Source organism: Rhodococcus sp. D-6 (genome assembly GCF_040256695.1).
GTDB lineage: Bacteria > Actinomycetota > Actinomycetes > Mycobacteriales > Mycobacteriaceae > Rhodococcus > Rhodococcus pyridinivorans.
Genome location: NZ_CP132970.1, coordinates 437,451 through 463,417, shown reverse-complemented (window position 1 = coordinate 463,417; position 25,967 = coordinate 437,451). Strand labels below are relative to the sequence as shown.

The following is a 25,967-nucleotide window of genomic DNA, read 5'->3' as shown; positions in this document are numbered from 1 at the left end:
GATCAGTCCCCCGCGGACCGGAAGGCGCTGATCACCGCTGCGACGAGGACGGCCAGCAGAAGGAGCACGAGCAGGACCGGCCCGAGCAGCAGCACCAGCGTGATCACGACGGCCAGGCCGATCTTCGCCTTGGTGCTGAGTCCGGAAATCAGCCCGCCCAGCGCGGCGAGGGCCGGATTGCGACCCTCCAGCGCGGCTCGGATGCCGGCGAGGACCGCCTGCAATCCCACGCCGCCGCTGGTGACCTCGCCGAGGAGCGAGTCCACCCATCCGCGGATCTTCCGGATCAGTCTCGCCCCGAGTCCCCGGAGTTCGGCCAGTGCGCTGCGGACACCGGCCCGCAGCGCATCCTTCAACCTCTCGAGGAGCGATGTGGGTTCCGGCTGTGCCTGCTCGGGTCGGGTCTGCTCGGATCGTGTCCGCTCACGTCCGGGGCGGGTGGGTTTCCCTGCCCGGGCGTCGTTCGCCGGCGGACGCGGTCGTCGTCTCTCCTTCGGAGGCGCCGGCTTCACACGAGAGCGGGGCGTGGCGTCCGAACGGGTCGATGTCCGAGTGGTCGATCGGGATGAGGTTCGGGTCGAGGTGCGCCGCGAGCCGGTTCCGGGGTCGCGGTCCCGACGCCGTGCAGCGGGTTCGGGTTCGCGGGTGCGACGCCGCGCGGTGGGCTCGGGCTCGCGAGGTCGACGGCTGCGCGTCCGCACAGGCTCGACGGGAGTCTCCGTCTCCGTGGCCCTCGCGCGCGTCGCGGTCGGCCGCCGCGCCGGACGGGAGGTTCGGCGGGCTTCGTTCTGCCGAGCACTCATACCACTCGCCTTCTCTCGTGGACGAGCACGGTGCCTCTCAGTGAACGCCGGATTCCGGGTCCGGTCAACGGCAGACGGAGCGTTCAGCCGGTACGGAAAAGGGGTGGACCCTGTTCAAGATCGGTAACGGCTCTTGGAAGAATGGTCATCGCCCTCACAGCACACGGGGAGGTGTGCGCATCATCGTTCGCGATGGGGAGTGCGCGCGCGACGTAATCCGAAGGAGCACCGACAGACGTGACCGAGCAATTCAGTTTCGAAACACTCACGCCCACGGCATTTCTCGACCGCTCGGCCCGGGTCTTCCGTGACGACCTCGCAGTGGTGGACGGCGACATCCGTCGCACCTATGCCGAATTGCGCGATCGGTGCCTGCGACAGTCGGGCATGCTGCACGCTCTCGGTGTCGAGCCCGGCGACCGTGTCGCAGTACTCGCGCCGAACACCTCGCTGATGCTCGAGGCGCACTACGGTGTGCTCTACGCGGGCGCCGTGCTCGTCTCGCTCAACACGCGCCTCACCGCGCCGGAACTGCGGTTCATTCTCGAGCACTCGGGCAGCCGGGTCCTGCTCGTCGAGGAGTCGCTGGCCGACCTGGCCCGCGAGGCCACGGCCGATCTGCCGTCGATCACGGTCGTCGGCGACGACTACGAGGACAAGCTCGCCGCCGCCCGTCATCGGTGCGTGCCGCTCGCCGACGAGCGCACCATGATCGCCCTGAACTACACGTCCGGCACGACGGGTGATCCGAAGGGCGTGATGTACCACGCGCGCGGCGCCTACCTGCAGGCCCTGGCGATGGTCGCGCACTTCGGGCTCGACAGCGGATCCACCTATCTGTGGACGCTGCCTATGTTCCACTGCAACGGCTGGACGTTCACCTGGGCCGTCACAGCGGCCGGTGGCACGCACGTGTGCCTGCCCAAGGTCGACCCCGAGCGGATCTGGGATCTCGTGCGCACCGAGAACGTCACGCACCTGTGCGGCGCGCCGACCGTTCTCGCGTCGCTGGTCGACGCCCCGAATGCGGGCGGCATCGACCATCGTGTCGTCGCGGCGATCGGTGGCGCACCGCCGGCGCCCGCCCTCATCGAGCGGTGCACCGCGCTCGGACTCGACATCACGCACCTGTACGGGCTCACCGAGACGTACGGCCCGGCGGCGATCTGCGAGTGGCGTTCGGAATGGGACGTCCTCCCCGAGGACGAGAAGGCACGGCTGCGCTCGCGGCAGGGCGTGGGCAACGTCGTGGCCGGCGAACTCCGCATCGTCGACCCGATGGGATCCGACGTTCCCGCCGACGGTGAGACGACCGGTGAGATCGCGCTGCGCGGCAACAACGTGATGCTCGGTTACTACAACAACCCGGACGCGACCGCCCGCGCCGTGCCGGACGGCTGGTTCCGCACCGGCGACATCGGCGTCATGCATCCGGACGGCTACATCGAGATCCGCGACCGCGCGAAGGACGTCATCATCTCCGGTGGCGAGAACATCTCGTCCGTCGAGGTCGAAGCGGCACTCATCAGCCATCCGGCCGTTCTCGAGGCCGCCGTCGTCGCGGCGCCGAGCGAGAAGTGGGGCGAACGTCCCGTCGCCTACGTGGCACTGCGCAGCGGCGCGAGTGCCGACGAAGCGGAACTGCGCGCGCATGTGCGTTCGCAGCTCGCCGGTTTCAAGGTTCCCGACAGCATCGTCTTCGGTGCCCTGCCGAAGACCGCCTCGGGCAAGATCCGCAAGGTCGAACTGCGCGAGCGTCTCTGAGCACCGGCCGGGGCGGTTCCCGACGTCACCTCTCGTCGAGAACCGTCCCGGCCCGCTCGGGCAGCGTGAATGCCGCGACCGCGGCGACGACGAACGATGCCGCGAACGCACCGAAGACGAGACCGTTGCCGCCGGCGCCCAGCAGCACCGGCACCAGCAGCGGCGCGATGATCGACGCGAGCCGCCCGAAGGCTGCCGCCGAACCGGTGCCCGCGCCCCGCACCGGCGTGGGATACAGCTCGGGTCCGATCGCGTACAGGGCACCCCACGCGCCCAGGTTGAAGAACGACAGCGCCATACCCGCCGCGACGATCGTCGACGGAGTCTCGGCGAGCCCGAACAATCCCGCCGAGACTGCCGACCCTGCGAGGAAGACCCCCAGAGTCAGGCGACGTCCCCACACCTCGATCAGCCACGCCGCGACGCCGTAGCCCGGTAGCTGGGCGAGCGTGATGAGCAGCGTGTAGCCGAACGAGGTGACCAGGTCGAAGCCCTGCGCGACGAGCAGGCTCGGCAGCCAGATGAACGCGCCGTAGTACGAGAAGTTGATGCCGAACCACACGACCCACAGCGCCGCGGTGCGGCGGCGTAGGTTCGGCGCCCATACCGATCCCCGGGGTACACGCTCGACTTCGGCGACAGGTCGGCCGGGTTGTTCGTCATCGTCCGGCACGGAGGTGACCCCGGCCGAACGCTCGTAGTCGCGCACGATCGCCTCGGCTTCCGCGTGCCGTCCGCGACTCTCGAGATAGCGCACCGATTCGGGTAGGCCGAACCGGACGACGAGGGCGTAGGCAGCCGGGACGAGCCCGACGGCGAGCGCCCACCGCCACCCGTTGTCGCCGGCAGGAACGACGAGATAACCGACGAGAGCGGCCAGGAGCCAGCCGACCGCCCAGAACGCCTCGAGGGCCACGACCACGCGTCCTCGCACCTTGCGGGGCGCGAACTCACTGACCAGCGTCGACGCGACCGGCAGTTCGGCGCCGAGACCGAGTCCGACGACGAACCGCAGGACGATGAGCATCGCCACCGAGGTCGACAGCGCCGCCGCGCCGGTCGCGAGACCGTAGACGAGCAGCGTCGCGGCGAAGACCTGCCGGCGTCCGATGCGGTCGGCGAGCAGACCACCGAGGGAGGCACCGATCGCCATGCCGACGAAGCCGATGGATCCGATCCACGAGAGCTGCGTCGACGACAGATCCCACTGCACGGCCAGGGCTGCCATGACGAACGAGATCAACCCGACGTCCATGGCGTCGAGGGCCCAGCCCACGCCGGAGCCGGTCAGCAGGCGGCGATGTCTGCCGGTGAACGGCAGGTCGTCGAGCCGCTGGGTGCGAGTGGTCATGCACCGAAACGTACCGCAGCGCTCGGGCGCCGATCAGCCGCGCGCGGCGGCCTCCAGCACCGACACGTCGATCCGGCGCATCTTCATCATCGCGGCGGTCACGCGCTTCGCGACCTCCGGATCGGGGTCGGCGAGCAGTTCGTTCAGCCGTTTCGGTACCACCTGCCACGACAGGCCGTACTTGTCCTTCAACCATCCGCAGGCGGATTCCTCGCCGCCGTCGGCGGTCAGCGCGTACCAGTAGTGGTCGGCCTCCTCCTGATCGGCGCAGTCGATCTGGAAGGACACCGCTTCGGAGAACCGGAACTGCGGTCCCCCGTTGAGTCCGTAGAAGACCTGACCGTCGAGGAAGAACTCGACCGTCATCGGAGTCCCCGGCGGGACCGGGATGTCGCCTCCGGTGGACTCTTCGGTGTAGCGGGTGATCTCACCGATCTCGGAGTTGGGGAAGATGCCGATGTAGAAGTTCGCGGCCTCCTCGGCGTTCATGTCGAACCACAACCACGGAGTGATCCTGGGCATCGTGACTCCTCGTGTCGTCGAAAGTGTTCCACTGTCACGAAGGCAGACCCTGTCCGGCCCGGATTCTCATCGCCGTGCGCACTCGCAGGCCGAGCCGCAGGGCTCTCGCGCTCGTAGGGGGAAAGCATGTCCACGACGGTCATGACCGGAGACACGTCGGGTTTCGGGACGATCACCGCCGAACGGATCTCGGGTGCGAACGGGGCACGCCTCGGACGACGCAGTTCGAGCCGGACGGATCACCGCGGTCGCCTTCGATCCCGGCCAGGTCTTCGGAACCGGTCTGGCACGAGCACTCCCCACTCCGATGCGACTGGCGTGGCGCGGCCTCGGGACGCGGGCCGGCATGTTCCTCCGCATCGTGCAGGACACCTTCAACACGCAGACCGAAGCCGGGAACACGCTCGCAGACCTCGTTCTCGGTGACATCGACGTTCCGGACGGCCGGGGGTTATCTCGCACTGCGCCGCGGCGAACCGTCGGTGCTCGCTCGCAGCGACGAGCAGGCCGAACGGTCGTGGCGCGAGAGCGCACGGCTCGTCGGACTGCCCGACCGTTAGGTGTAGGTCCCCCGGGCGTAGTATCGGGGGGCATGGGGAGCGCCTCGCGGTCCTCACGGCCTCTCAGCGATCGTCTCGCCGCACGGGCGGTGCTCGACGATCAGCAGCTCCTCTGGGAGCGGTTCACCGAGGCGTTCGGTTTCCGGCCCGGTGGGCGGGAGCCGACGCGGCCGGTGATCGTCGAGCCGGCGCCGTCGATCACCGTCGATCTCACCGTCCCCGACGATCGGGTGGGGGTGTGGCGCAGCCGCGTCGATGCGGTCAACGCCGAGGCGTTGCGGTGTTTCGTCGCCGAGTTCGCCGAGGATCCGATGTGGGTGGTGTTGGTCCGGCAGGACTTTTGTTATCGGCTCGATGCGGCCGTGCACGCGGCCACCCGTCACCCCGACTGGCGAGTATCGGCGTACCCCCAGGGGGACTACTCGATTTTTCTGCGTGAGGACTTCAGTGACGGCATCGTCGGGCAGCCGTGGGAGCAGAGCCTGTGCGTATTCGGTGAACGTCTCGTCGGGTCACTGGGCCGGACCTTGGCGACGTGGCTGCCCGTCATCCGCATCGATGGTCGACCCGTGGGATCCGTGTAGCTGCCGCGACCAGCACTGGTTCGTCGGTCAGGGCTGGTGGGGTTCGACGCGGGTGGCGCAGTAGCGGTAGCCGTCCTGGTCGGTGACCTGCCTCCAGGACACGATCACCGTGGCCCCTGGCTCTAGGGTCTGGAATCCGTCGACGGCGAGGTGGCTGAAGTGCGCCCAGCATCCGCCGGGGGGTGTGCGGCGAGTCGATCACACCCCACCCTTCGTCGTCGTTCCACAGGCGCACGACGCCGGTCGTCTGCCCATCGAATGCCGCTGCGGGCGAATCCTGTTCGGGTGCGGCGACGGTGAGCGTGTCGGCGGTGCCGTCGGCGCGGATCGTCCACAGTCCGGTGCGGAACACGTGCCGGTCGCGGGTGGCGGGTTGTTGTTCTGCGGGCCAGGCTCGGGTGCATTCGTAGGCGTAACCCGAGGTCGGGTGCTCGAGCCGATGCCACTCGAAGTCGACCGGCTCGCCGGGGTTCAGTGCGGGAAATCCGTCGACTGCGACCGCAGCGAAGCGTACGAGGCAGCCGCCGGGCACGTCGTCCCCGTCGATCACTCCGTGCATGCGTTCGAGGTCCCAGCTGCGGACCACTCCTCGGCTCGTCACTGGCTCATTATTTCCTACGGTCATCGCTGGCCACTGCACTCCGACCATCCACAACCCAGCGTGCGGGGGGATGTGTAGGCTGGCTCTCTTCGTCACACTGGCGGGCGGAGTACCCGGGAGCTATGCCGATGACCGACCACCCCACGCAGATGCGTCCGCACCGGCAGGTGCGGCTGCTCGCAGGCCAGGACGCCATCCTCGACGGCCAGATCCCCCGGCCTACCGTCGGGCAGGTCGGGGTGTTCTGGCTGCTGTTCGACGAAGTACCCGCTGACCCTCACGATCCGACGCTGTCGACGATCGACGCCGACGCCGAACCGCTCGCACCCCCGCGCCTCGAACCCGCCGTCGACGCGCCCGCCACGATGCCGCGCTCGTGGGTCTGGCGGATCCTGCTGCGCGGCGACGGCTGGTCGGCGACCTGGTACAGCCGACGTCCCGCCACCGGCTGTGTCCGCCTCACCGGTCGGTTCGTCGGCGACTTCGCCTACGCCACCACCGGCTCGGTCCGCGGCCGCGTCACCTCGGCACGGAACATGAACGAGGCGGCCAGTGCCGGGCGGCACGAACCCGGCATCCTCGCCGACCTCGACCTCGACGATGTGCCACCGCTCCCGATCCGCCCCTCGATCATCCCGCGGGCTATCTCCGCCGCCGGGCGCATGCTGTGGGCCGCCGACGAACAACTCCCCCTGATCGCGCGCATCGACCTCGACCATCCCACCGAGGCGCGCCCGTTCGTGCTGCCCGCCCCGATCGCCCCGCAACCCGGTAGTACCCCCTGGCGGCTGCATGCCGACCCGGAAGGATGCTGGATCGCCGGCTGGTACGGCATCTTCCGGATCAGCACCACCGGTGCGGTGCAGCGCCGCGACGACCGCCGCGTCGATGCCTCGGCCGCACACGAGGGAACCCTGCTGACCTGCACTCACGAGAAGACCGCCACACGCATCGGCCTGTGGCACCCCGACGGGCAGTCCCACCACGACGACACCACCGTCCCGGCCGGGACCATCAGCGCGGTCACCGCCTATGACGACGGCTTCCGCATTCTCATGCGCCAGCGCGACACGTGGCCGATCACCACCGTCGTCGTCGCCGCCTACCTCGACGGACACGTCACCGTCGGTCCCCCTCTCGACGAGATAGACGACTACGCCGTCCTCACCCCCGAGCCGGCCGCCATCATCGACCTACGCGGCACCATCCGCACCCTCCACCCCGACCTGCACACCGAACCCCCGGCGCGCTGGCCGCTGCCCGGTCTGTCCGGCGGCACCGTCGGCACCCACATCTGGGTCGAACACCACGACCCCGACCGCGACCTCCACGACAACCGCCGGTACTGGCTGCTCAGCCTCACCGACTCCACCGGAAAAGTTATCTCCCGCACCGAAATCCACACCCCCACACCCGATGTCACCCTCGACGGTCACGGCACCGTGTGGATCACCGACAACCACGCCATCATCGCCGTGCACACCCCCACCGGCACCCTCCCGCCACCCATCACCCTCGCCGAACTCCTCACCCATCACCAGGCAGATCCACCACGTCCCCAGTGAATTTCGGCGACCACTGCACACCGAACTGCGCTAACCCTGCATGCGGAGGTTCCAGGATCTCGACTGCGCACTCGACCGGCGAGGGGGACGTATCCCCGGCGTGCCCTGCTGCCGGGCGAGTCACGGCTCGTGACAGATCTACTCGGTGCGCAGCCGTGCAGCGATGTCGAGTTCGACGAGTGTGCCGGCAGGATCGAGGAGAAGCACGTCTTTCTTGGTAGCCACCCACACCCTTTCCTGTTCGTCGATCGTCACTGCTGGTTCCGGATCGTCGATCGCCGCCACCACGACGACCCGATACATGGCGGGATGAGGCGGCAACAAAGGTGCATTCGCTCCCACATCGTCAGCAACAAGATCATCAGCCACATGGGCACTCTGCCCGACGTAGATAGTGCATACATCGCCGACCCACACCATAGGCTGCTCGTCGTGAGCCACCACGACCTCGACTCGCACACGATCCGGCAGATCCTGCTGGCCGCGGACAGCGACGACGTGCATCGGCTGGCGACCTCGACTCCACCCACCTCCATAGAGCGTCAGTGGAATCGACTGCGCCCGCTACTGACGACAAATCTGCGGGTGGAGTATGTCGGTGCCTCAGCCGAGGACGTTGCCGTTGCCGAGGACGCGACGTGCCCGTGGCCGGCGGAGGTCCGTGAGCTGTACCGACACGTGGCCGCCGCCGATGATCGACGAGGAATGCTGCTGCTCCCGCCCGGTTTCGAGCTGCTGTCGCTCGAGCGAGTGGTGCGGGTACACGCACTGTGGCAACGCCTGGCCAGGGAGCAGATGCACGAGGCGGGAGATGGCATCGCCGAGGAGATGGCACAACCGGCGGGTTCACCCACGGCGATCATGCTGCCCGGGTTCATTCCGTTCGCCCGCAGGGATGCCGACACCCTGTTCGTCGACACCCGGTACGGCCCGCTGCACGCAAGCGTCAACCTCTGGCCGGACCAGGACTGGGTTCACCGGCTGCCGCTGTGGCGATCGCTCAGCGCGATGCTCGATAATCTCGCATCCTGCCTCGAACGCAATGCTCCGATGGCGATGCGCATGTCCGAATGGGCGAGATATCAGCCGTACATCGAAGACGATCGGCTGGTATGGGAACCGGTGCCCTGAACGATGCCGTCCTCATTCTGAAACGAGCAGTAATGCCTGATCAAGCCAGTCTCGAGAAACAACTGTTGGCTGAACTCCGTGAGATGCGTGACTGGGTGTCCATCGCGGGCGTGCTGCACCTACTAGGAACATCATCCTGGGTGGCTGGGCGGGAGGCTGTCCGACCGGTTCTGGAGTGTATCGACACCAGCACTCGTCTCCGCATCGGTCGCGTCGACAGTCAGTACCGGGAAATACCCAAACCCCTCCCTGTGGAAGAGCTCCTCGACCGCATCTTCACCATCGATGATGCTGCCGACCGGTCCTTCGAGATGATGCAGTTGTTCATCGACGCCACAGACACTTCCGCTGACGACGCGCCCGGCCGTTGCTGACCGTTCACTGCGATGATCTCACCGACGTCGTCGTACGCAACCTGTCCACGTCTCTCGACGGCCATTGCGCGCCGACGAGCATCGGTCCGGGTGCGGCGGGGAGACAGGATCTCGACCCCACACCCGACGGGCGGGGCAGATCTACTCGGTGCGCAGCGGTGCAGCAATATCGAGTTCGACGAGTGTGCCGGCAGGATCGAGCAGGTACACGCCCCGAGCGGTGGCCACCCACACCCTTTTCTGTTCGTCGATCGTCACTGCTGGCTCCGGATCGTCGATCGCCGCCGCCGCGACGACCCTGTGCGTGGCGGGATCGAGCAGCACCAGCAGCCACCGCCCGTGCTCGCGGGCCGGAAGCTCGTGCGGGCTGTTGAACGGCCACCATCCTGTTTTTCCGGTGCCGTCGGGACGGTGGGTGGTCATCCACAGATAGTCCCCGGCTCCGCCGAGCATCAGCGGCCGAGCTGGGAGAGCGGGCACAGGCGTGCTCGTCAGATCCGCACCGATCGATACCGCCACACTGCGGCGATCGTAGATGGCCATCCGGTCACCGGTGGAGCCGACACGAACAGGAAACGACAACGGCATCTGCGGTCCGTCGGTGACCGTGCCGTCGACATCGATGCGCACCATGCGATAGGTCCGTGGGAACGCCGCCGCCCCGCCCTCGGGCACGGTCGGCACCACCGCGATGAACCCTTCCGCGGTAGCCGCCACCCATCGTGCGGTCGGCAACTCCACCCTCAGCGGTTCGATATCGGGGTGCAGCAGGAACACGCCCGCGCCGGCGGTGAGCAGCACCGAGCCACAGGCCGCGGCCGCTGCCATGCGGTGGCCCAGATCGATTCGGTGCACTTCGAGGGCGCCGGCCATGTCGAGGGTGCAGCGCAGTACCGTCTGCTCGGCGACGATCCAGCAGCCCGACGCGTCGGCAACCACCTGCCCCCGGGGCGGTGAGCCGGCCGTGGCGGCGATCGAGAGGGGCAGAAGATGCTCGGTCACTGCCGCGGTGCCGGCGGGGTCGTCGATCTGCAGCAGGACCGGCAGTTGCCGGTCGAGCACCCACAACATCCCGCCGTGGCTGCTGATGACACCGGGACGCACCCGCGGCCGCAATGAGGCGGGTTCGGCGGCATCGAGATCCAGCTCGATCAGCACCCCCAGCTGATGCACGACACCATGGCCAGCGGGAGGGGGGTCCGGTGGGTCGGGGCGCTCGAACCACCGCGGCGAGGCGTCGATGTCGGTGTACCGGATGTCCTCGTCCGCCACCGCTGCCCAACTGCGGGTGTGGGGATCGAAGGTGGTCTCGCCGGTCATCAACTGCACCCGCCGCACCAACCCGCGGGCGGTGCCGCTGCCGCGCTCGGTATGGGCGAAGAACATCCCGGTGACCTCGACATGCTCGATCAGCGGCCGTTCCGATTGGCACACGGCGCTCCACCCGTCCCCGCGCAGCATCATCGTCCACCACCACCGCCCGTCACTGTCGACGATCGGCGGCGCGTCCGCCTCGAGCGGTTGCGCCCAGGCTCGCACCGTGCAGGTCCGCGGATCGGCCGGATCCGGTGTGTACCGGTGGAACTGCAACGCCACCGACACCGTGTTCCCCACCTTCGGGGGCACGATCGATCGGTCTTCGACCACCCACCCGTCGACCACCACCGTCAACAGACGCCGCGGCGTAGGCACAACCGAGGAAGTCTCCAGATCCTGGGGGCGGGAGTGTTCGTTGTCGAACGACATGACTATCTCCGTGCACTCGGCAAATCCGAGAGGCGACGCTCTCGGGCACGGAGTCACCGTGCACACTCTAACCGCGACGGACACGCCAGTTCACAAACCCACCCGAGTCCGCGGAGCGCGTCGTGTGGCACCCGTCTGTCAGGGCGCACCCGTCTGCCCGGGCGAACAAGCCCCGGTGCGAGGTTCTCGGGTCGGAGCAGGGTGTGGACCTCGATCGGCGCGGGGCGTCCGGATGCCCGGATCCGTTGAGGGTCGTCTGCTCTGGTCGCGACCGGTATCTCGAGCCCCTTCTTTCTGCGGGTTCAGTCGTGCAGGTTCGGATACCTGCTCGATGCCTGCGCGTGCTCGGTGGTGCCGGCGGCGTAGAGGTGCGAGAAGAGTCCCTCGAAATGCAGCCCCGCGTCGTGGTGGGCGTGGACGAGGTGGTCGCCGAGTTGATTTTCATCGCCTGAGCCGCGGATCCCGATGCGGATGTGCCACAACTCGTCGTCCGGGGCGAGTGGTTGCGGTCGGTGCTGGGCGTTGACTCGGGCATCGCCCATCACCCTGGGATCGGTGATCCGGTGGGGGTCGCTGATCTGCCAGCGTCCGATAGGTGCAAGAAGGTCGGTCAACACCGTTCGGAGGGCGACGAGGTAGCCGACTACATCGGCGGTGACAACGTGCAGGGTGTACTCGAGCAGGTCGTCGGGGTGGAACGGGCGTGGGGGATCCGGTTCGGCATCCCAGACGCTGCCACGGTAGATGCCGATTCCGCCGACCGGCGGAAGGTCGGTGGCACGGGTTTCGATCAGACACAGCATGGGATGGCCGTACAAGCCGGCCAGGCGTGCCTGTCGGGCGAAATTGTCGAGAAGCACGTGCGCGGTGCGAGGATCGAGGCCGAGCAGAGTGTCGAATCCGGCGATCGCCAGGACCGTGCCGGTGGTGGCGGGGTCGCTGCCGAACAGATAGGTGCCCACATCGGCGAACACATCCGCGAGCGCGTCGAGGCTCCCGCCATAAGAACGGCGGTAGGACAAGGTCTCAGCGAGAGCGTCGTACATGTCGCCGGTCGAGGTCCACGGGTGCGCGTCGATGCGGTGCACGAGATATCCCACCCGAGTTAGGACATTTGGCTTAGTGTCCCGATTCGAACCCGAGACGGGTGAGAATCTCCTGTTCAGCGGCCGAGATCTGCGGTGGGAAGTCCTGGACGGCGCCGTTGATGGCGATGGTGGAGGTGCGTAGCGGCCGGAGTTGTTTGACCAGCCTTGCAATCGCGATGCCGGTCTGGTCCTGGACACAGCGAGCGACCGCAAGAGCAGCGAAGACGATGGTCAGGTGCGCTTCGATTGCGTCGCGGGGGCGGTGGAACATCGGCCGTGCCCGCAAATCGGTCTTCGACATCCGAAACGACTGCTCGACATGCCATAGGTCGTGGTATTTGCCAATCACCTCACCGGGTTCCATGAGCGTGGCCGGGATGTTGGTGACATAGCCTTTGAGCCCGACCAGGGACCGGGCCCGGGCCAGAGCGGCGTCCTCGAGTTGCTGCCCGGCGGTGGTGGTCCTGACGAATCGGGTGGCCTTTGCCCTGTGAGTGCCGTCAACCACCGCCCGCGCCCGTGCTTCCTGCGCGTTCAATGTCTGGTTGTCGCGGACGGCACGTTTGCGGGTGTACTGCCAGATCGCTCGCCACGAGGTGGTGTCCCGAGTCGGGTTCCAGATCGGTTCGGCTCGTTTGTTCACGGCGAGAAGTTCGGGATGCCCAACTACGGCCCGATCACGTTCATCCACCGGGCCGGCCGACTGTGGGGTGGCCTGTTCCGTGGTGCCAACGCGTACGCGAGCGTCATGGCGGCCGAGGAGATCCTCGACATGATGCAGCGCGACTTCATGAAGACGAACGCGTCCAACCGATTACACGCACCGTCAGCAAGATTCACGTTCTCGAGGAGGCGCGGCACATCCGCTTCGCCCGTGAAGAGGTCACACGCCGCCTGCAGGGCGCTTCCCGTGCCCGCCGCGCGTTCGAGCGCGTCAGCACCGCCGCGACCGTCTACTTCGTCATGAAGAGCATGATTCACCCCGACGTGTGCGTGAACGCCGGTCTCGACAAGGACCGGGCGCCCGAGGTCGCGCGCACCAACAAGCACCACCACGACAAGATCCGCACGTCGGGCTCGAAGCTCATGAGCTTCCTCGACAGCGTCGGTCTGGTCGGCGGGCCGTCCAAGGTGCTGTACAAGAAGGTCCACCTACTCTGACGGGCAGGGTCACGGCGCGAGTGCGCGGTGTGCGAGCAGGGGGAGGTCCCGCGCACCGCGCATTCGCGTCTTCCGGGTCGATTGCCGTCCCGCGGCGGGCCGAGTACATTCACCCGAGCCCGCCTGACGTGACCGAGACGCGCCGCCGCTCGTTACGGTGACATTTCCGGTTCGCCCACCGGACCGACGGTCGTGCCCAGCACGCCACCTCCCGTCGATACTCGGCTCCTCTCAACGGGTTCACCGCACCCGACTCACCGAGACCTGGAGCCGCCATGACGACAGAAAGCCCACCCACCCCCGAGTGTCTCGCCGTGACCTCCGCGAACGGCGTCGCCACCGTCACGATCGATCGGCCTCCCGCCAACGCGTTCGATCCCGCGTTGATCGCCGAATTGCTCTCCGTCCTTCCTCCGCTCGTCACCGATCCCGACGTGCGCTGCATCGTCGTGCGCGGGACGGGTCGATTCTTCGTCGCCGGTGCCGACATCCGCGTCATGCGTGAGCTCACCGAGGAGACGCAGCGCGCGATGCGGCCGTGGACCGACGTGCAGAAGCTCCTCGAGGCCGCACCGAAACCCGTTGTCGCAGCACTGAACGGACATGCGCTCGGCGGCGGTGCGGAACTCTCGCTCGCGTGCGACGTCCGGGTGATGGCGCAGTCGGCGACCATCGGCTTCCCCGAAATAGGACTCGGGCTCTTCCCCGGTGCCGGTGGTAGCCAGCGACTACCCCGGCTCCTCGGAGCGCATCGCGCGAAGCTCCTCATGATCCAGGGGGCACGGCTCTCCGCCACCGAGGCCCTGGGTATCGGCCTGGTCGACGAGGTCGTTCCGGACGACCGATTCGATTCCCGCATAGACGAACTCGCGACCGAGTTGGCCGCGAAACCGACGCGCACGATCGGGATGCTCAAGCACATCGTCGAAGCGGGCCGCACGCTTCCGCTCGACGAAGCGCTCGATGTCGAATTCGCCGCCGTTCTCGAACTGATCCGCACCCGCGACACCGCCGAAGGACTGCAGGCCTTCCTCGACAAGCGGGCACCGTCGTTCACGGGCCGCTGAGCGCGCACCGATCCCCCCACCACGAAGGAAACCCATGACATCCAGATTCCGGCGCCGCGCACTGGCCGCCGTCGCGGCACTCGCCGCAGTCACCGTCGTCGCCACCGCATGTTCCCGGCCGGCGTCCGAGTCGGCGGCGTCCGCTCCCGACGGGCTGGTCCGCATCTCGGTCGGCGTCGATCCGTCGTACGCACCGTTCTTCGTCGCCGAGAAGGAAGGCCTGTTCGAGGCCGCCGGCCTGAACGTGCAGATCATCCAGACCGAGGGCGGCGCCGCGAGCGCCCAGAATGTCGTGGCCGGCACCTCCGAGATGTCCGGCAACGCCGACTCGACCGCGTTGACGGTGATGGCCGCCAACCCGTCCCTGCGCGCACTCGGTGTCTACGAGGAATCCGACCGCTACTTCCAAGTGGTGCTCCGCCCCGGCGTCACGCCGCAGTCGATCAAGACGATGGGCGTGTTCCCCGGTATCGGCCTGTACTTCACCGACGCGTACCTGGGCAGTGTGGGCCTCGACCCGGCGGCCGTGAAACTGGTGAGCACCAGCCCGCCGGAACAGCCGGCACTGCTCGCCCGCGGTGATATCGATGGCTTCATCTCGTTCGATCCGTGGGTCGCGCAGGCCGTCGCCACCGGGGGCCGCGTCGTCGGCACCAGCGGCGACTTCGGCGCCCGGTACTCGCAGTGGCTGCTCACCTCGGAGTCGTGGCTGGCCGCGAACGAGGATCTGGCGGCTCGAGTCTTTGCGGTGGTCGCCGACGCGGCCGCGATCGTGAACTCGGATCCCGACCGCGCGGCCGCGGCGATCTCGTCGGCGATCCAGATGGACCCGGCGGAGGCGAAGCGCACAGTGACCCAGATCGACTTCGTCGGACGCGACTTCACCGCCGACGACACGGCCCGCGCCGACGACCTGGTCACCTTCTTCCGCGGCCAGGGCAAGATCACCGGTTCTGTCGACACCGACACCGTGATGCTGCACGGCTGGGTGTCCGAGCACACCGACACCGAATGATCGATCCGTTCTGCCGGCCGGATCGCGCCCGGTTCGGTCAGCAGAACGGAATCGTTTCCCGGGGCCCGGCATCGCCATAGTGTCGGCGCACTCACCGAAGAACCCGCGTCACCGATTGGAGCAGCCGTGGTCGAATCCGCAATCCGGGTGGTCGAACTCTCGAGCCCCTTCACCCGCTTCGCCGGACGGATCCTCGTCGGCCTCGGCTACGACGTCGTGCTCGTCGAACCGGCCGACGGCGATCCCAGCCGGCACGAGTTCGGTGGGCACGCGTACGGCCACTGGCACGCCGGCAAGAAATCCGTCGTACTCGATCTCGGGTCGGACGCCGGACGCGGTGATCTCGCACGGTTGGTCGCCGCATCGGACGTCTTCCTCGACGGCAGCGCCCCGGGCGCCGAACCGGTCTCGGTGCCCGCCGATTCGACCGTCCATGTGCGGGTGACCCCGTTCGGCGTCGACGGACCGCGCAAGAGTTGGGCGGCAACGGATCTCACCGTCGCCGCACTCGGTGGCATGCTGGCCCAGGTGGGCGACCCGGAAGGCCCTCCTCTGCTGCTTCCCGAGGGACAGGCCGAGCAGCTGGCGGGCGTGAACGCCGCGATCGGCGCACTGCTCGGTCTGCGCGCGCGTCGACTCGGCCCGGTACCGGCGATCGACGTCTCCGCTCAGGAGTGCGTCGCCGCGAGCCTCGAGGCGGGGACGCTCGCGTATCTGCACGAGGACCGGGTGCCGCCGCGCCCCGGACGGGTGCACCCGCTGGTGCCGCACGGGTTGTTCCGTGCCGCCGACGGCTTCCTGGGCGGCGGGCTGGGCGGCAGCCCCCGCATGTGGGACGCGCTGCTGGCGTGGCTCGTCGAGGAAGGCGCGGCCGACGACCTCACCGACCCCCGCTGGGGCGATCCGGTGGAGCGAAAGCGTCACCAGGAACACGTCTTCGAGGTGGTACAGCGTTTCCTCGACAAGTGGACGAAGGAGGAGTTCGCGGTCGCGGCACAGTCGCGCAAGCTGCCGTGGTCGGCCGTCGACCGGCCGGACGAGTTGCTCGTCAACCCGCAGCTGAACGACCGAGACTTCTTCGTCGACGTGGTCTCACCCGACGGCGTGACCCGCGATCTCGGCTTCGGGTTCGCGTTCCCCGAGGGGGCGCGCGCCCGGGATCTCGTGGTGGCGGAGCCGGGTGAGCACCAAGCCCTGCTCGACGACTGTCGGGTACCAGAAGATTCGGCGCCCGAGCAGAATTCGAGCACCCTGCCGCTCGACGGCATCAGAGTGCTCGACCTGACCTGGGTGCTCGCCGGGCCATATTGCACCCGCATCCTCGCCGATCACGGCGCCGACGTCGTCAAGGTCGAGTCGCTCGGCCGGCCGGATCCGACGCGGTTCGCGCCGTTCATGCACCTGTCCCGCGGACCGCACGACGACCCGGACACGAGCGGGTACTTCAATGACGTCAACCGCAACAAGCGCAGCATCACCCTCGACACCCGCTCCCCCGCCGGCCTCGAGGTCCTCGCCGACCTGATCGCGCAGAGCGACGTCGTCGTGGAGAACTTCAGTTCCACCGTCATGGAGAAGATGGGCGTCGGGTACGAGCGACTGCGCGAACTGCGCCCCGACATCGTGTACGTCTCGATGTCCGGCATGGGCCACACCGGACCGCGCAGCGGCTGGGTGTCGTACGCCGACATCGTCTCCGCCGCAACGGGCTTGACTGCCCTCACCGGCTGGAACAGCGACCAGGTGGTGGGCGTGATCTACGGGCACGGCGACATCGTGGCGGGACTGCAGGCCGCGACCGCCGTCCTCGCCGCACTCGAGCACCGGGACCGCACAGGCCGGGGCCAGCACGTCGACCTGTCGCAGTTGGAGGCCATGGCCTCGCACATGGGCACCAGCGTCGTGCAGGCGACCGGCACCGGACGATTCCCGGTCCCGATCGGCAACTCGCACCCCACGATGTCGCCGCACGGGGTCTTCCGATGTCTCGGCCCGGACCGCTGGTGCGCAATCGCCATTCGCGACGACACCGACTGGCGACACCTGTGCGACGTGCTCGGACGTCCCGACTGGGCCGACGACGACAGGTTCCGCACCGCGGCGGGACGCCGCGAACATGGAACCGAGATCGCCGACGCGATCGCGGCGTGGACGGCACCCCTGCCCGCCGAGACGGTCGCCGACGGCCTCCAGTCCGCCGGAGTTCCCGCCGGTGTCGTCCAGAACGGCCGCGACCTGGTCGACAGCGACCCACACCTGCGGGCACGCGGGTACTACGTTCCCGGCGACCATCCCAAGGTCGGTCGCTTCCTGCACGAGGGCGCACCGGTGCGGGTGGGCGCCGCGGTGACCGTCCGCCGTGCGGCGCCCCTGCTCGGCGCGGACACCGACGACGTGCTGCGCGACGTCGCCGGGTACCCGCCGGAGACCATCGCCCGCCTGCGCGCCGACGGCGTGCTGACCTGACCCGACGTCCGATCCACCCGGTCCGCCGACCGGTTCACTGCTCGAAAGATCCAAGAAGGACTCTCAATGATGGTGTCAAGCCACAGCGGGATGGTCGACGCTGAATTCTCGGCCGTCACGCAGCAGTGCCCACAGGACATCGACCAGGCGCCGAGCCAGGGCCAGTAGGGCTTGGGTATGAATCTGCCGTTCGCCGCGTTTACGGTCGTAGAACCGCCGCGACGGCCCGTTCTCGTACCGCAGACTGAACAGGGCTGCCATGTAGAACACCCTGCGCATGCGCCGGTTGTAGCGTTTCGGGCGGCGCAGGTTCCCGGCGACCCGACCGGAATCACGGGGAACGGGTACCAGCCCGGCGTAGGACGCCAAGCGTCCAGCGCTGGCGAAGCCGGCCAGATCGCCCCCGGTGCCGACAACAAACTCGGCGCCCAGTCCCGGTCCCATGCCGGGCAGGGATTCGATGATCCGCGCCCCCGGGTGCTGTCGGAATCGGGTGGTGATGAGCTTGTCGGTGTCCTTGATCTCGCGATCGAGATCGAGGAGCTTGCGGGCGATGCGCTTGATCAGCATCGCGGTGTCGGCTTCGCCCGGCAGGGTCAGCGTCTGCCGCTGCGCCGCCTCGACCGCCGTGGCCGCGGTTTTCGCGATGGCCGGCTTCCAGGCGCCGTGGTCAGCAAGATGTGTTGTGACCCCTACCGTTCCGGCATCGCGGATCTCGGTGGGGGTGCACATACCGGCGACCAGGATCAGTGGAGTGCGGGTCGAGTAGTCGAACGCGGCTTCCAGTGCCGGGAAGATCGATCCGAGCAGCGACCGCAGCCGGTTGATTCCGGCGACCCAGTCGGCTATCAGGTCGGTGCGGTAGCCGGTCAGTTGGGTCAGTCCGACCACCAGTTCGTCGGGCATGGTGACCTGGTTCAGGTCTCGGCGCAGGCGGGCGGTCTCGGCGATCACCTTCGCGTCCTTGGCATCGGTTTTCGCTTCGCCGCGGAATCCGTGGGTCATCGTGTTGACCACCCGGCCGGGCACATAGGTCACCGTCTGGTCGGCGGCGAGCAACACGCTGATCAGCAGCAGTGCCATCGGGCTGGTCAGATCGATCGCCCACCGCACCTGATCGCCGATCCGGCCGGCGCGGGCGATCACCGCTTCGATCGCGGCCTGGTCGTTGTCGACCTTCTGGCTGAAGACCGTCGTGCCTGCATTGTCGACGGCGCACGCGTGATGCGCTGTCTTGCCGACGTCGATCCCGACCCATATCTCTGGCCGAGTTGTCATCTGCGTGCTCCTGACCTCGCAGTTCGTGCCCGTGGACAACCCCGCCGACAGATCCCTAAACAGCGACGATCCGCAACAAGCTCTCAATCAGCAGCCGGAGGCGTCCAGCGCGGCGGGGCAGCCAGTCCTTCCGAGCCTCGACCGAAGCAGAAAACCATCAACTACACCCCACCGCTCTGGGCATCCAGGGCACCAACCCCAGACACCTACAAACTTAGGGAGAACCATGCGCGCCGCCCGGCTCCACAGTTTCGGACAGGCCCCCGTGGTCGACGACGTCGACGTGCCCGCCCGGGAAGCCGGCCAGACCCTCGTCCGGATCGATGCGGCCGCACTCGGTCACCTCGACATGACGGTCGCGAGCGGCAACTTCGACGTCCGTCCTCGACTGCCGCACATCGGTGGCACGGACGGTGCCGGCACCGTCGTCGAGTCCGACACCTTCGAGCCCGGGACCCCGGTCCTGGTGCGCGGCGGCGGCGTCGGTTTGTTCAAGAACGGCTGCTGGGCCGAGTTCGTGGTGGCCTCGGACAAGGCGTTCACGCCGTTCGATTCGGGACTCGACCCCGCGGTCGCGGCGACCTTCCTGCTGCCGAGCACCACCGGCTACGTCGCCGTTCACGATGTTGCCGACGTCCGAGTGGGCGAACGCGTGATCGTCGCGGGAGCCTCCGGTGCGGTGGGGGCGATGGCCGCCCAGTTCGCACAGCTGGCGGGGGCGTCCGAAGTGATCGGGGTGGTGCCCCGCGAGGATCAGGTCGCGCTGCTGCCGGAGGGCGTCCGGCCGGTCGTCGGGCGCGGCGCGGAGGTGGCTGATGCGCTCGGTCCGGATCCGGTCGCGGACGTCCTGATCGACACGCTCGGCGGGGACGCGTTGCCGCACCTTCTCGCCCGTGTCGTGCCGGGCGGGCGAGCCGCACTGATCGGCTACACCCTCGGCACGCAGCTCACGATCGACCTGCCGAACTGGCTGCTCAGTGACGTTGCGATCCTGCCCGTCAACATGATTCGCAAGACCGCCCGCCAAGCCGAGCTCGCCCCCGACATGATCGCCCGCCTCGTGGCCGGCGACATCCGCCTCGCGGTCCAGCAGTTCCCGCTCGACGACATCGCCGACGCGTTGCATCTGATGCGCGAGGGCAAGGTCGCCGGCCGTGCCGTCGTCGTCCCGTGACCATGTGACCGGGGCACTGCCGCTGCCGGGCCCGATGACGATCCCGGCGCTGCTCCTCGACCGTGCCGCCCGGCGCGGAGGCCACACCGCGCTGCGGGCGGGCGACGTGCGAGTGACCTACCGCGAACTGGTGGACCGCGCGGGCGCCATGGCCGGGTCGCTCGCACGTCGCGGGATCCGGCGTGGTGATCCCGTCGCCGCGATGACCACGAACCGCGTCGAGGCGATCGATCTGATCCTCGGGTGCGCCTGGCTCGGCGCCGTCGCGGTGCCGCTGAACACCGCCTTCCGCGGCGACGCGCTGCGTCATGTCCTCGCGGTGTCGGGTGCCCGGCACGTACTGGTTGAACCCGAGTACGTCGCCCGCGTCGAGGGAGCGGGCTTCCGAGGCGAGCTGTGGATCGTCGGCACCGAACGGGCGCCGCAACCGAATTCGCGGCCGTTGCCACCGGCCGAAGGGCTGTCGGCCCTCACCCCCGCGGCAGTGCTGTTCACCTCCGGCACCACGGGGATGCCGAAAGGCGTGGAGTGCCCGCACGCACAGTTCCTGTGGTGGGGAAAGGGTGTGGGCGCTTCACTCGGCCTCGGCCCGGACGACGTGCTCTACAACGGGTTGCCGCTGTTCCACACCAACGCCATCAATGCGTTCTTCCAGGCCGTGGTGACGGGCGGCACCTTCGTTCTCGGCCGGCACTTCTCGGTGCGGGAGTACTGGCGCCGCGTCGCCGACGCCGACGCGACCGTCGTGTATCTGCTCGGCGCGATGGTCGCCATGCTCGCCGGTCGTCCGCCGTCCCCACACGATCGCGCACATCGGGCGACCCGTGCGCTCTCCCCCGCGACACCCGAGCGGCTGTGGCGGCCGTTCCGGGAACGGTTCGGTGTCGAGCTGATCGACGGATTCGGAACCACCGAGACCAATCTGGTGCTCGGGACCGTTCCCGGTGACCGGCGCGCGGGCTACCTCGGCACGGTCATGCCGGGATACGACGCGCTCGTCGTCGACCCGGCCGGGGGCCCCGTCCCGGACGGCATCGCCGGCGAACTGCTGGTGCGCACCGAACTCGACGGCGCCTTCGCACTCGGCTACCTCGGTGACCCGCCCGCTGCGCCCGGAGCATGGCTGGCCACGGGCGACCGCGTGGTGCGGGAGGCCGACGGCTGGTTCCGGTTCGTCGACCGGATCAAGGACGTGATCCGGCGGCGCGGGGAGAACATTTCGTCGACCGAGGTCGAGGACGTGCTCGCGCAGCATCCTGCGGTTGCGCAGGTGGCGGTGTTCCCGGTGCCGTCGCAGTTGGCCGAGGACGAGGTGATGGCGGCGGTCGTCGTCCGGCCCGGGCACCGCGTCGAACCCGCCGAGCTGTGCCGGTTCGCCGAGCCCCTTCTCGCGTACTTCGCCCTTCCCCGGTACATCGACGTCGTGGAGGCGCTACCGCTCACGGAGACGGGCAAGGTACGCAAGGCGGCACTGCGGGAACGCGGCGTCGGGCCGAACACGTGGGACGCGGAAGCGGCCGGGATCGCTCCCGGCCGCTGACCGCGTCACCTACTTACCGCAACCGTTGAACGAACACATCGTGGGGCTGCAGGCCATCGCCTGGTCGGCAGGCGAATGCGTGCACTTCATCGCGTGCAGGGCGCGGCTGATACCCATCCCCGCCGTACGCAGCGCACCGGTCACCCGGCTGACGTTGAGCCGGACCGTCGGACCTGTCACCGACAGCGCCCCGGCGATCGTGGTGGGACCACTGAAGACCGGGACCGCGACGCTCATGTAGCCGAGGCGTGTCTCCTCGACCTCGACCGCTAGCTGTTCCTTGCGCATCCGGTCGAGCTGCTGACGCAGGACCGACACCGACATCGTCGTCCGCGCGGTGAGCGCGGTGAAGCCCTGCTCGACCACCTCGTCGAACACCGACTGCGGCGAGAACGCCAGGATCATCTTCCCGGTGGCCGTGCAGTACAACGGGAGTCGGCCCGCGACGCGGGACTGCTGGTTGAGCCCGCGGTGGCCGATGATCTTCTCGATGTAGAGGACGTCGATGCCGTCGCGCACCGCGAAGTGCACGGTTTCCTGTGTCGCGAGCAGCAGGTCCTCCATGTACGGGAGCGCCGCGTCACGGAGGATCCGTTGCCGGGGCACCAGCTGCCCCAGCTCGAACAGACGCAACCCCAGGCGGTACTTCGTGCCGGCCCGCTCGAGCAGACCCCACTCGACCAATTCCCCCGCGAGACGGTGCACCGTGGCCTTCGCGACCCGACTGCGGCGCGTCAGTTCGGTGAGCGAGAGATCGCTGTGGTCGCTGTCGAAGGCGTCGAGGATCGAGCGGGTCTTTCCCAGCACCGACGACATCTCACCGCCCTGTCCTCGCGCCGCCTGGATCGGCACCACCGAACCGAGATCGACCGATCGCTGCATCGCTGTCGTCACTGCGGCCTCCTAACACTCTGGGGTTCTCTCCGACTCGGAGGCCCGAGCGGTGTAACCCTGTCGGTGCCACTGACGCTAGGGACCGAAGTCCCGAGACGCACGTCACACGTTCCGTCCAGCGGACCGGTTTCACAGAGTTTACAAATGCCGCGCGACCAGGGTGTCCGCCGTCACCGGCGGGGCGGTGGTGTTCACATTCGCCAGAAACTCGCACACCGCTGTCGCGACCCGATCCGCGTGCCGTTCGACGAGGGCCACGGTGCCGTCCTCGATCACGACCTGCGTCACCGACGGTGCGGCCGTCAGACCGGTTCGCAACTTCGGGAGGGCCGGCATCGAGAAGGGGTCGGCACCCGCACCGATCAGCAGAACCGGCACCGTGACGGAGCCGATCCGATCCTCCATCCGGTACCGACCGCACGCACGGTGTCCCTCGGCCGGGTCCACCCCGAACGAGAGAGCGTCGTGAACGAACCGGTCCAGCAGGTCGGTGACGGGGTCCGGATAGTACGGACGACGCAGATCCCACAGCACCCGCAGGTGGGCGCCGTCCGGGACGCGCTCGGCGCAGTCCACCCCGCCCGCGCCCGTGTGACCGGCGCGGTACTCGGCGTCCGCCCACGGGCACGACGACAGCACGACCGCGTCGAGTCGTCCACCGTCCGCCGCCGCCATCTCGAGCGCCACGGCCGCACCAGTGTGGTGCCCCAGCACGGTGGCCCGGTCGACGCCCAGGGCGTCGAGCAGCTCCCACGCCCCCTTCGCGAAGTCCTCGATGGTCTGCGGGGCGGGAAGCGACGCGCTCGCACCGAAGCCCACCATGTCCATCGCGATCACCCGGAAGTTGCTCGCCAGCAACGGAATCAGCTCCCGGAACTCGTCCCACGAGCGCGGAGTCTGGTGCAGCAGCAGTATCACCGGCCCCCGCCCCTGCTCGGCGTAGTGCAACTGGCCGAACGAGGTGTCCGCGTAACCGAACCGCACGCCCATCAGTACGCCGCCACCATCGGGGTGTCGACGCCGATCACATCGATCTTGGCGGCGCCACCCGGATTGCCGACGGGCTCGGCCCGGGTCGGCAGGATCTCCAGGAAGAACCGCTTGGCGTCCTCCTTGAACTCGGGATCGGCCTTGCGATCCACAGTGATCGCCTCGACCGGGCACGCGAGTTCGCATGCACCGCAGTCGATGCACTCGTTCGGATTGATGTAGAGCTTGCGCTCCCCCTCGTAGATGCAGTCGACCGGGCACTCCTCCATGCAGGACCGGTCCATGTAGTCGATGCATGCCTCGCCGATGACGAATGCCATTGTTCAGCCCTCCTGTTCGGTGGAATGTCCGGGGAAGATCTCCGCGTCGGGGTCGATCACCGCGGCCGCGTTGTTGACCGCCGTCGCGGCCTCTCCGAAGCCGACCGCGATGAGTCGGACCTTGCCGGGGTAGTCGGTGATGTCGCCGGCGGCGTACACGCGCGGGACGGTGGTCTCCATGCGGGTGTTCACGACGATGTGGCGCGAGTCGATCTCGAGTCCCCACTCGGTGAGTGGTCCCAGATCCGCGGTGAAGCCGAGCGCGGCGATGATGGACTGTGCGGGCAAGGTGCTGGTGCTCTTCTCGAGCTTGTGTACGACGTCGACCTCGGAGATCCAGCCGTTGCCGCGGACCGCGGACACGTCGGCGTTGACGATCATCCGCACACTGCTCTGCCGAACCTTCGTGACCGTCGCCGCGTGAGCACGGAACTTGTCGCGGCGGTGCACGAGCGTCACCGACGACGCGATGGGCTCGAGGTGAACCGCCCAGTCGAAGGCGCTGTCGCCGCCCCCGACGATCACGACGTCCTTGCCGGCGTGGGCCGACAAATCCGGGACGAAGTAGCTGAGCCCGCGATCGAGGAAGTCGAGTCCCTCGGCGAGCGGGCGGGGTGTGAAGGTGCCGATGCCGCCGGTGACGATCACGGCTCCCGCAGTGACCTCGCGGCCCTTGCTCGTTCCGACGACGGCGCGACCGTCCGCGAGGTGCGCCAGGGTCTGCGCCTGCTCCCCGAGCAGGTACAGCGGATCGTACGGCGCGGCCTGCTCGAGCAGCCCGTCGATCAGATCGCGCCCCTTCACGGACGGAAATCCGGCGATGTCGAGGATGGCCTTCTCCGGGTACATCGCGCTCACCTGACCGCCGGGCTCGGACAGCGCGTCCAGCACGGCCACCCGGAGGCCACGGAAGCCGGCGTAGTACGCGCCGTAGAGACCCGCCGGGCCGGCGCCGATGATCAGGATGTCGACCTCGAGTTCGGTCGGGACGTTGGACGAAGCGTTCATGTCGGCAACGCTAATGACGTTGGTGCCCTTGGCATATGAAACCGGTCCGGTCAGCAGACTGTGTTCGGTCCGAATCACCGGTGCGCACACACGCCGAAAGGCGGGCCCACCGGCGAAGGGGAGGTCTGCCGGTGAGCCCGCCGGACGGGGCGCCGCGAGGTCAGCCGAAGATGTGGGGTTCCTCGACGGCGATCTTCTGGATGATGGTCGAGTACGCGAACCAGCCCACCTTCTCGGTGCCGACGGCCTCGTACGTCTGCAGGGCGACGTCGTGTTGCAGCGCAACAGGATCCCCCGCGGCACGAGCCGCGAGCTCGGCCTGCATCGATCGCTCCATCGACACGTACCACCACACGGCACTCTCGACCGATGTGCCGACCGTGAGGTGCCCGTGATTGCTCAGGACGACCGCCTTGCCAGACCCCAGCGCGGCCGCGATGCGCAGTCCTTCCTCCTCGTCGAGCGCGACACCGTGGTACTCGTCGTAGATCGAGTGGTCGTCGTAGAAGGCGCAGGCGTCCTGCGTGATCGGGCTCAGCAGACGGTGCAGCGACGAGAACGCCTTGCCCTGGAGCCCGTGCGCGTGCACGGCACCGACGACGTCGGGTCGCGCCGCGTGCACCTTGGAGTGGATGACGAACGCGGCCCGGTTGAGCGGCCCGTCGCCCGACAGGATGGTGCCCTCGGAATCGACGTGCAGCAACTCGTCCGGCCGGACCTGGGAGAAGTGCCGGCCGAACGGCGCCGTCCAGAACGTGTCGGGACGCTCCGGGTCGCGGGCCGTAATGTGCCCCGAGATGCCCTCGTCCAGACCGAAGCGCGAGAGGATCCGGTAGCCGCCGATCACGGCGATCTTGCGGCGTCGTCGTTCGCTCTCGACGTCGTCCGACTCGGGTCGTCCGGGGATCCCGGCCAACTCTGCGATGGTGGGTGCGTGAGTCATTGTGTCCCTTCTGGTTCGACGG

Annotated in this window: 23 protein-coding genes and 3 pseudogenes; 12 read left to right on the top strand and 14 right to left on the bottom strand. The window is 68.3% G+C overall.

Annotated features, from left to right (window positions below):
* Nucleotides 1-2: 2 nt before the first annotated feature.
* The gene (locus RBB84_RS02290) at nt 3-356 is read right to left on the bottom strand and encodes a hypothetical protein (RefSeq protein ID WP_024103380.1); all 354 of its coding nucleotides are present in this window, start codon (nt 354-356) and stop codon (nt 3-5) included.
* 646 nt (nt 357-1,002) lie between these two features.
* Between RBB84_RS02290 and RBB84_RS02285 the strand changes: the two are divergent.
* Nucleotides 1,003-2,567: pseudogene (locus RBB84_RS02285) on the top strand (acyl--CoA ligase family protein).
* A 25-nt stretch (nt 2,568-2,592) separates the two neighbouring features.
* Here RBB84_RS02285 and RBB84_RS02280 read toward each other — a convergent pair.
* Entirely contained in the window at nt 2,593-3,918 is a 1,326-nt protein-coding gene (locus RBB84_RS02280) for an MFS transporter (RefSeq protein WP_064255889.1), read from the bottom strand.
* Nucleotides 3,919-3,951: 33 nt separating this feature from the next.
* Nucleotides 3,952-4,440 carry a VOC family protein gene (locus RBB84_RS02275; protein WP_006550625.1) on the bottom strand — a complete coding sequence of 163 codons (489 nt, stop codon included), beginning with the start codon at nt 4,438-4,440 and terminating at the stop codon, nt 3,952-3,954.
* Nucleotides 4,441-4,862: 422 nt separating this feature from the next.
* On the opposite strand from RBB84_RS02275, the gene RBB84_RS02270 reads away from it, so the two are divergent.
* Nucleotides 4,863-5,000, top strand: a complete 138-nt coding sequence (locus tag RBB84_RS02270) for a hypothetical protein (protein ID WP_024103377.1) — start codon at nt 4,863-4,865, stop codon at nt 4,998-5,000.
* A gap of 32 nt (nt 5,001-5,032) precedes the next feature.
* Nucleotides 5,033-5,584 carry a DUF2716 domain-containing protein gene (locus RBB84_RS02265; RefSeq protein WP_051424892.1) on the top strand — a complete coding sequence of 184 codons (552 nt, stop codon included), beginning with the start codon at nt 5,033-5,035 and terminating at the stop codon, nt 5,582-5,584.
* Here the strand turns inward: RBB84_RS02265 and RBB84_RS02260 are convergent.
* The gene (locus tag RBB84_RS02260; protein WP_197481809.1) at nt 5,547-6,185 is read right to left on the bottom strand and encodes a hypothetical protein; all 639 of its coding nucleotides are present in this window, start codon (nt 6,183-6,185) and stop codon (nt 5,547-5,549) included. The genes RBB84_RS02265 and RBB84_RS02260 overlap by 38 nt on opposite strands.
* 128 nt (nt 6,186-6,313) lie before the next feature.
* Between RBB84_RS02260 and RBB84_RS02255 the strand changes: the two genes are divergently transcribed.
* Nucleotides 6,314-7,750 (top strand): hypothetical protein, encoded by a 1,437-nt coding sequence (locus RBB84_RS02255; protein ID WP_156666068.1) that lies wholly within the window; start codon nt 6,314-6,316, stop codon nt 7,748-7,750.
* Nucleotides 7,751-7,888: 138 nt separating this feature from the next.
* Here RBB84_RS02255 and RBB84_RS02250 read toward each other — a convergent pair whose 3' ends face one another.
* Nucleotides 7,889-8,191: a hypothetical protein gene (locus RBB84_RS02250; RefSeq protein WP_144376978.1), complete on the bottom strand. Its 303-nt coding sequence runs from the start codon at nt 8,189-8,191 to the stop codon at nt 7,889-7,891.
* On the opposite strand from RBB84_RS02250, the gene RBB84_RS02245 reads away from it, so the two are divergent.
* Both RBB84_RS02245 and RBB84_RS02240 read left to right on the top strand, forming a co-directional pair.
* Nucleotides 8,183-8,881 carry a hypothetical protein gene (locus RBB84_RS02245; protein WP_024103372.1) on the top strand — a complete coding sequence of 233 codons (699 nt, stop codon included), beginning with the start codon at nt 8,183-8,185 and terminating at the stop codon, nt 8,879-8,881. The genes RBB84_RS02250 and RBB84_RS02245 overlap by 9 nt on opposite strands.
* A complete protein-coding gene (locus RBB84_RS02240; RefSeq protein WP_024103371.1) occupies nt 8,863-9,255 on the top strand; it encodes a hypothetical protein in 393 nt (130 codons plus the stop codon). Before RBB84_RS02245 ends, RBB84_RS02240 begins: the two co-directional genes overlap by 19 nt.
* Nucleotides 9,256-9,396: 141 nt before the next feature.
* On the opposite strand, the gene RBB84_RS02235 is transcribed toward RBB84_RS02240, so the two are convergent.
* The 3 genes and pseudogenes from RBB84_RS02235 to RBB84_RS02225 form a co-directional block, all read right to left on the bottom strand.
* On the bottom strand, nt 9,397-11,001 hold the full coding sequence (locus RBB84_RS02235; protein WP_064255892.1) for a hypothetical protein: 1,605 nt from the start codon (nt 10,999-11,001) through the stop codon (nt 9,397-9,399).
* A gap of 302 nt (nt 11,002-11,303) precedes the next feature.
* Complete coding sequence (locus tag RBB84_RS02230) at nt 11,304-12,101, bottom strand: barstar family protein (protein ID WP_024103369.1); 798 nt, start codon at nt 12,099-12,101, stop codon at nt 11,304-11,306.
* Between the two features lie 19 nt (nt 12,102-12,120).
* A pseudogene (locus RBB84_RS02225) lies at nt 12,121-12,732 on the bottom strand (IS1634 family transposase); the annotation flags it as partial.
* On the opposite strand from RBB84_RS02225, the pseudogene RBB84_RS02220 reads away from it, so the two are divergent.
* From RBB84_RS02220 to RBB84_RS02205, 4 genes and pseudogenes are all read left to right on the top strand, one after another.
* Nucleotides 12,733-13,250 (top strand): annotated as a pseudogene (locus tag RBB84_RS02220) (diiron oxygenase); the annotation flags it as partial.
* Between the two features lie 275 nt (nt 13,251-13,525).
* Entirely contained in the window at nt 13,526-14,317 is a 792-nt protein-coding gene (locus RBB84_RS02215) for an enoyl-CoA hydratase-related protein (RefSeq protein WP_041803580.1), read from the top strand.
* Between the two features lie 34 nt (nt 14,318-14,351).
* The gene (locus tag RBB84_RS02210) at nt 14,352-15,332 is read left to right on the top strand and encodes an ABC transporter substrate-binding protein (RefSeq protein ID WP_064255893.1); all 981 of its coding nucleotides are present in this window, start codon (nt 14,352-14,354) and stop codon (nt 15,330-15,332) included.
* Between the two features lie 126 nt (nt 15,333-15,458).
* A complete protein-coding gene (locus RBB84_RS02205; protein WP_064255894.1) occupies nt 15,459-17,798 on the top strand; it encodes a CoA transferase in 2,340 nt (779 codons plus the stop codon).
* A gap of 75 nt (nt 17,799-17,873) precedes the next feature.
* On the opposite strand, the gene RBB84_RS02200 is transcribed toward RBB84_RS02205, so the two are convergent.
* Nucleotides 17,874-19,076, bottom strand: coding sequence for an IS110 family transposase (locus RBB84_RS02200; protein WP_024103362.1), 1,203 nt, complete (start codon nt 19,074-19,076; stop codon nt 17,874-17,876).
* A gap of 226 nt (nt 19,077-19,302) precedes the next feature.
* Here RBB84_RS02200 and RBB84_RS02195 point away from each other — a divergent pair, with 226 nt between their 5' ends.
* Entirely contained in the window at nt 19,303-20,250 is a 948-nt protein-coding gene (locus RBB84_RS02195) for a zinc-binding dehydrogenase (protein ID WP_024103361.1), read from the top strand.
* Between the two features lie 34 nt (nt 20,251-20,284).
* Nucleotides 20,285-21,790 carry an AMP-binding protein gene (locus RBB84_RS02190; RefSeq protein ID WP_024103360.1) on the top strand — a complete coding sequence of 502 codons (1,506 nt, stop codon included), beginning with the start codon at nt 20,285-20,287 and terminating at the stop codon, nt 21,788-21,790.
* A gap of 9 nt (nt 21,791-21,799) precedes the next feature.
* Here RBB84_RS02190 and RBB84_RS02185 read toward each other — a convergent pair whose 3' ends face one another.
* The 5 genes from RBB84_RS02185 to RBB84_RS02165 form a co-directional block, all read right to left on the bottom strand.
* Entirely contained in the window at nt 21,800-22,684 is an 885-nt protein-coding gene (locus RBB84_RS02185; RefSeq protein WP_024103359.1) for an IclR family transcriptional regulator, read from the bottom strand.
* 138 nt (nt 22,685-22,822) lie between these two features.
* The gene (locus RBB84_RS02180; protein ID WP_024103358.1) at nt 22,823-23,674 is read right to left on the bottom strand and encodes an alpha/beta hydrolase; all 852 of its coding nucleotides are present in this window, start codon (nt 23,672-23,674) and stop codon (nt 22,823-22,825) included.
* Nucleotides 23,674-23,994, bottom strand: a complete 321-nt coding sequence (locus RBB84_RS02175; protein ID WP_005517222.1) for a ferredoxin family protein — start codon at nt 23,992-23,994, stop codon at nt 23,674-23,676. The genes RBB84_RS02180 and RBB84_RS02175 overlap by 1 nt, the downstream gene beginning before the upstream one ends.
* 3 nt (nt 23,995-23,997) lie before the next feature.
* Complete coding sequence (locus RBB84_RS02170; RefSeq protein ID WP_024103357.1) at nt 23,998-25,002, bottom strand: NAD(P)/FAD-dependent oxidoreductase; 1,005 nt, start codon at nt 25,000-25,002, stop codon at nt 23,998-24,000.
* A gap of 160 nt (nt 25,003-25,162) precedes the next feature.
* Nucleotides 25,163-25,945, bottom strand: a complete 783-nt coding sequence (locus RBB84_RS02165) for a class II aldolase/adducin family protein (RefSeq protein WP_024103356.1) — start codon at nt 25,943-25,945, stop codon at nt 25,163-25,165.
* Nucleotides 25,946-25,967: the final 22 nt, after the last annotated feature.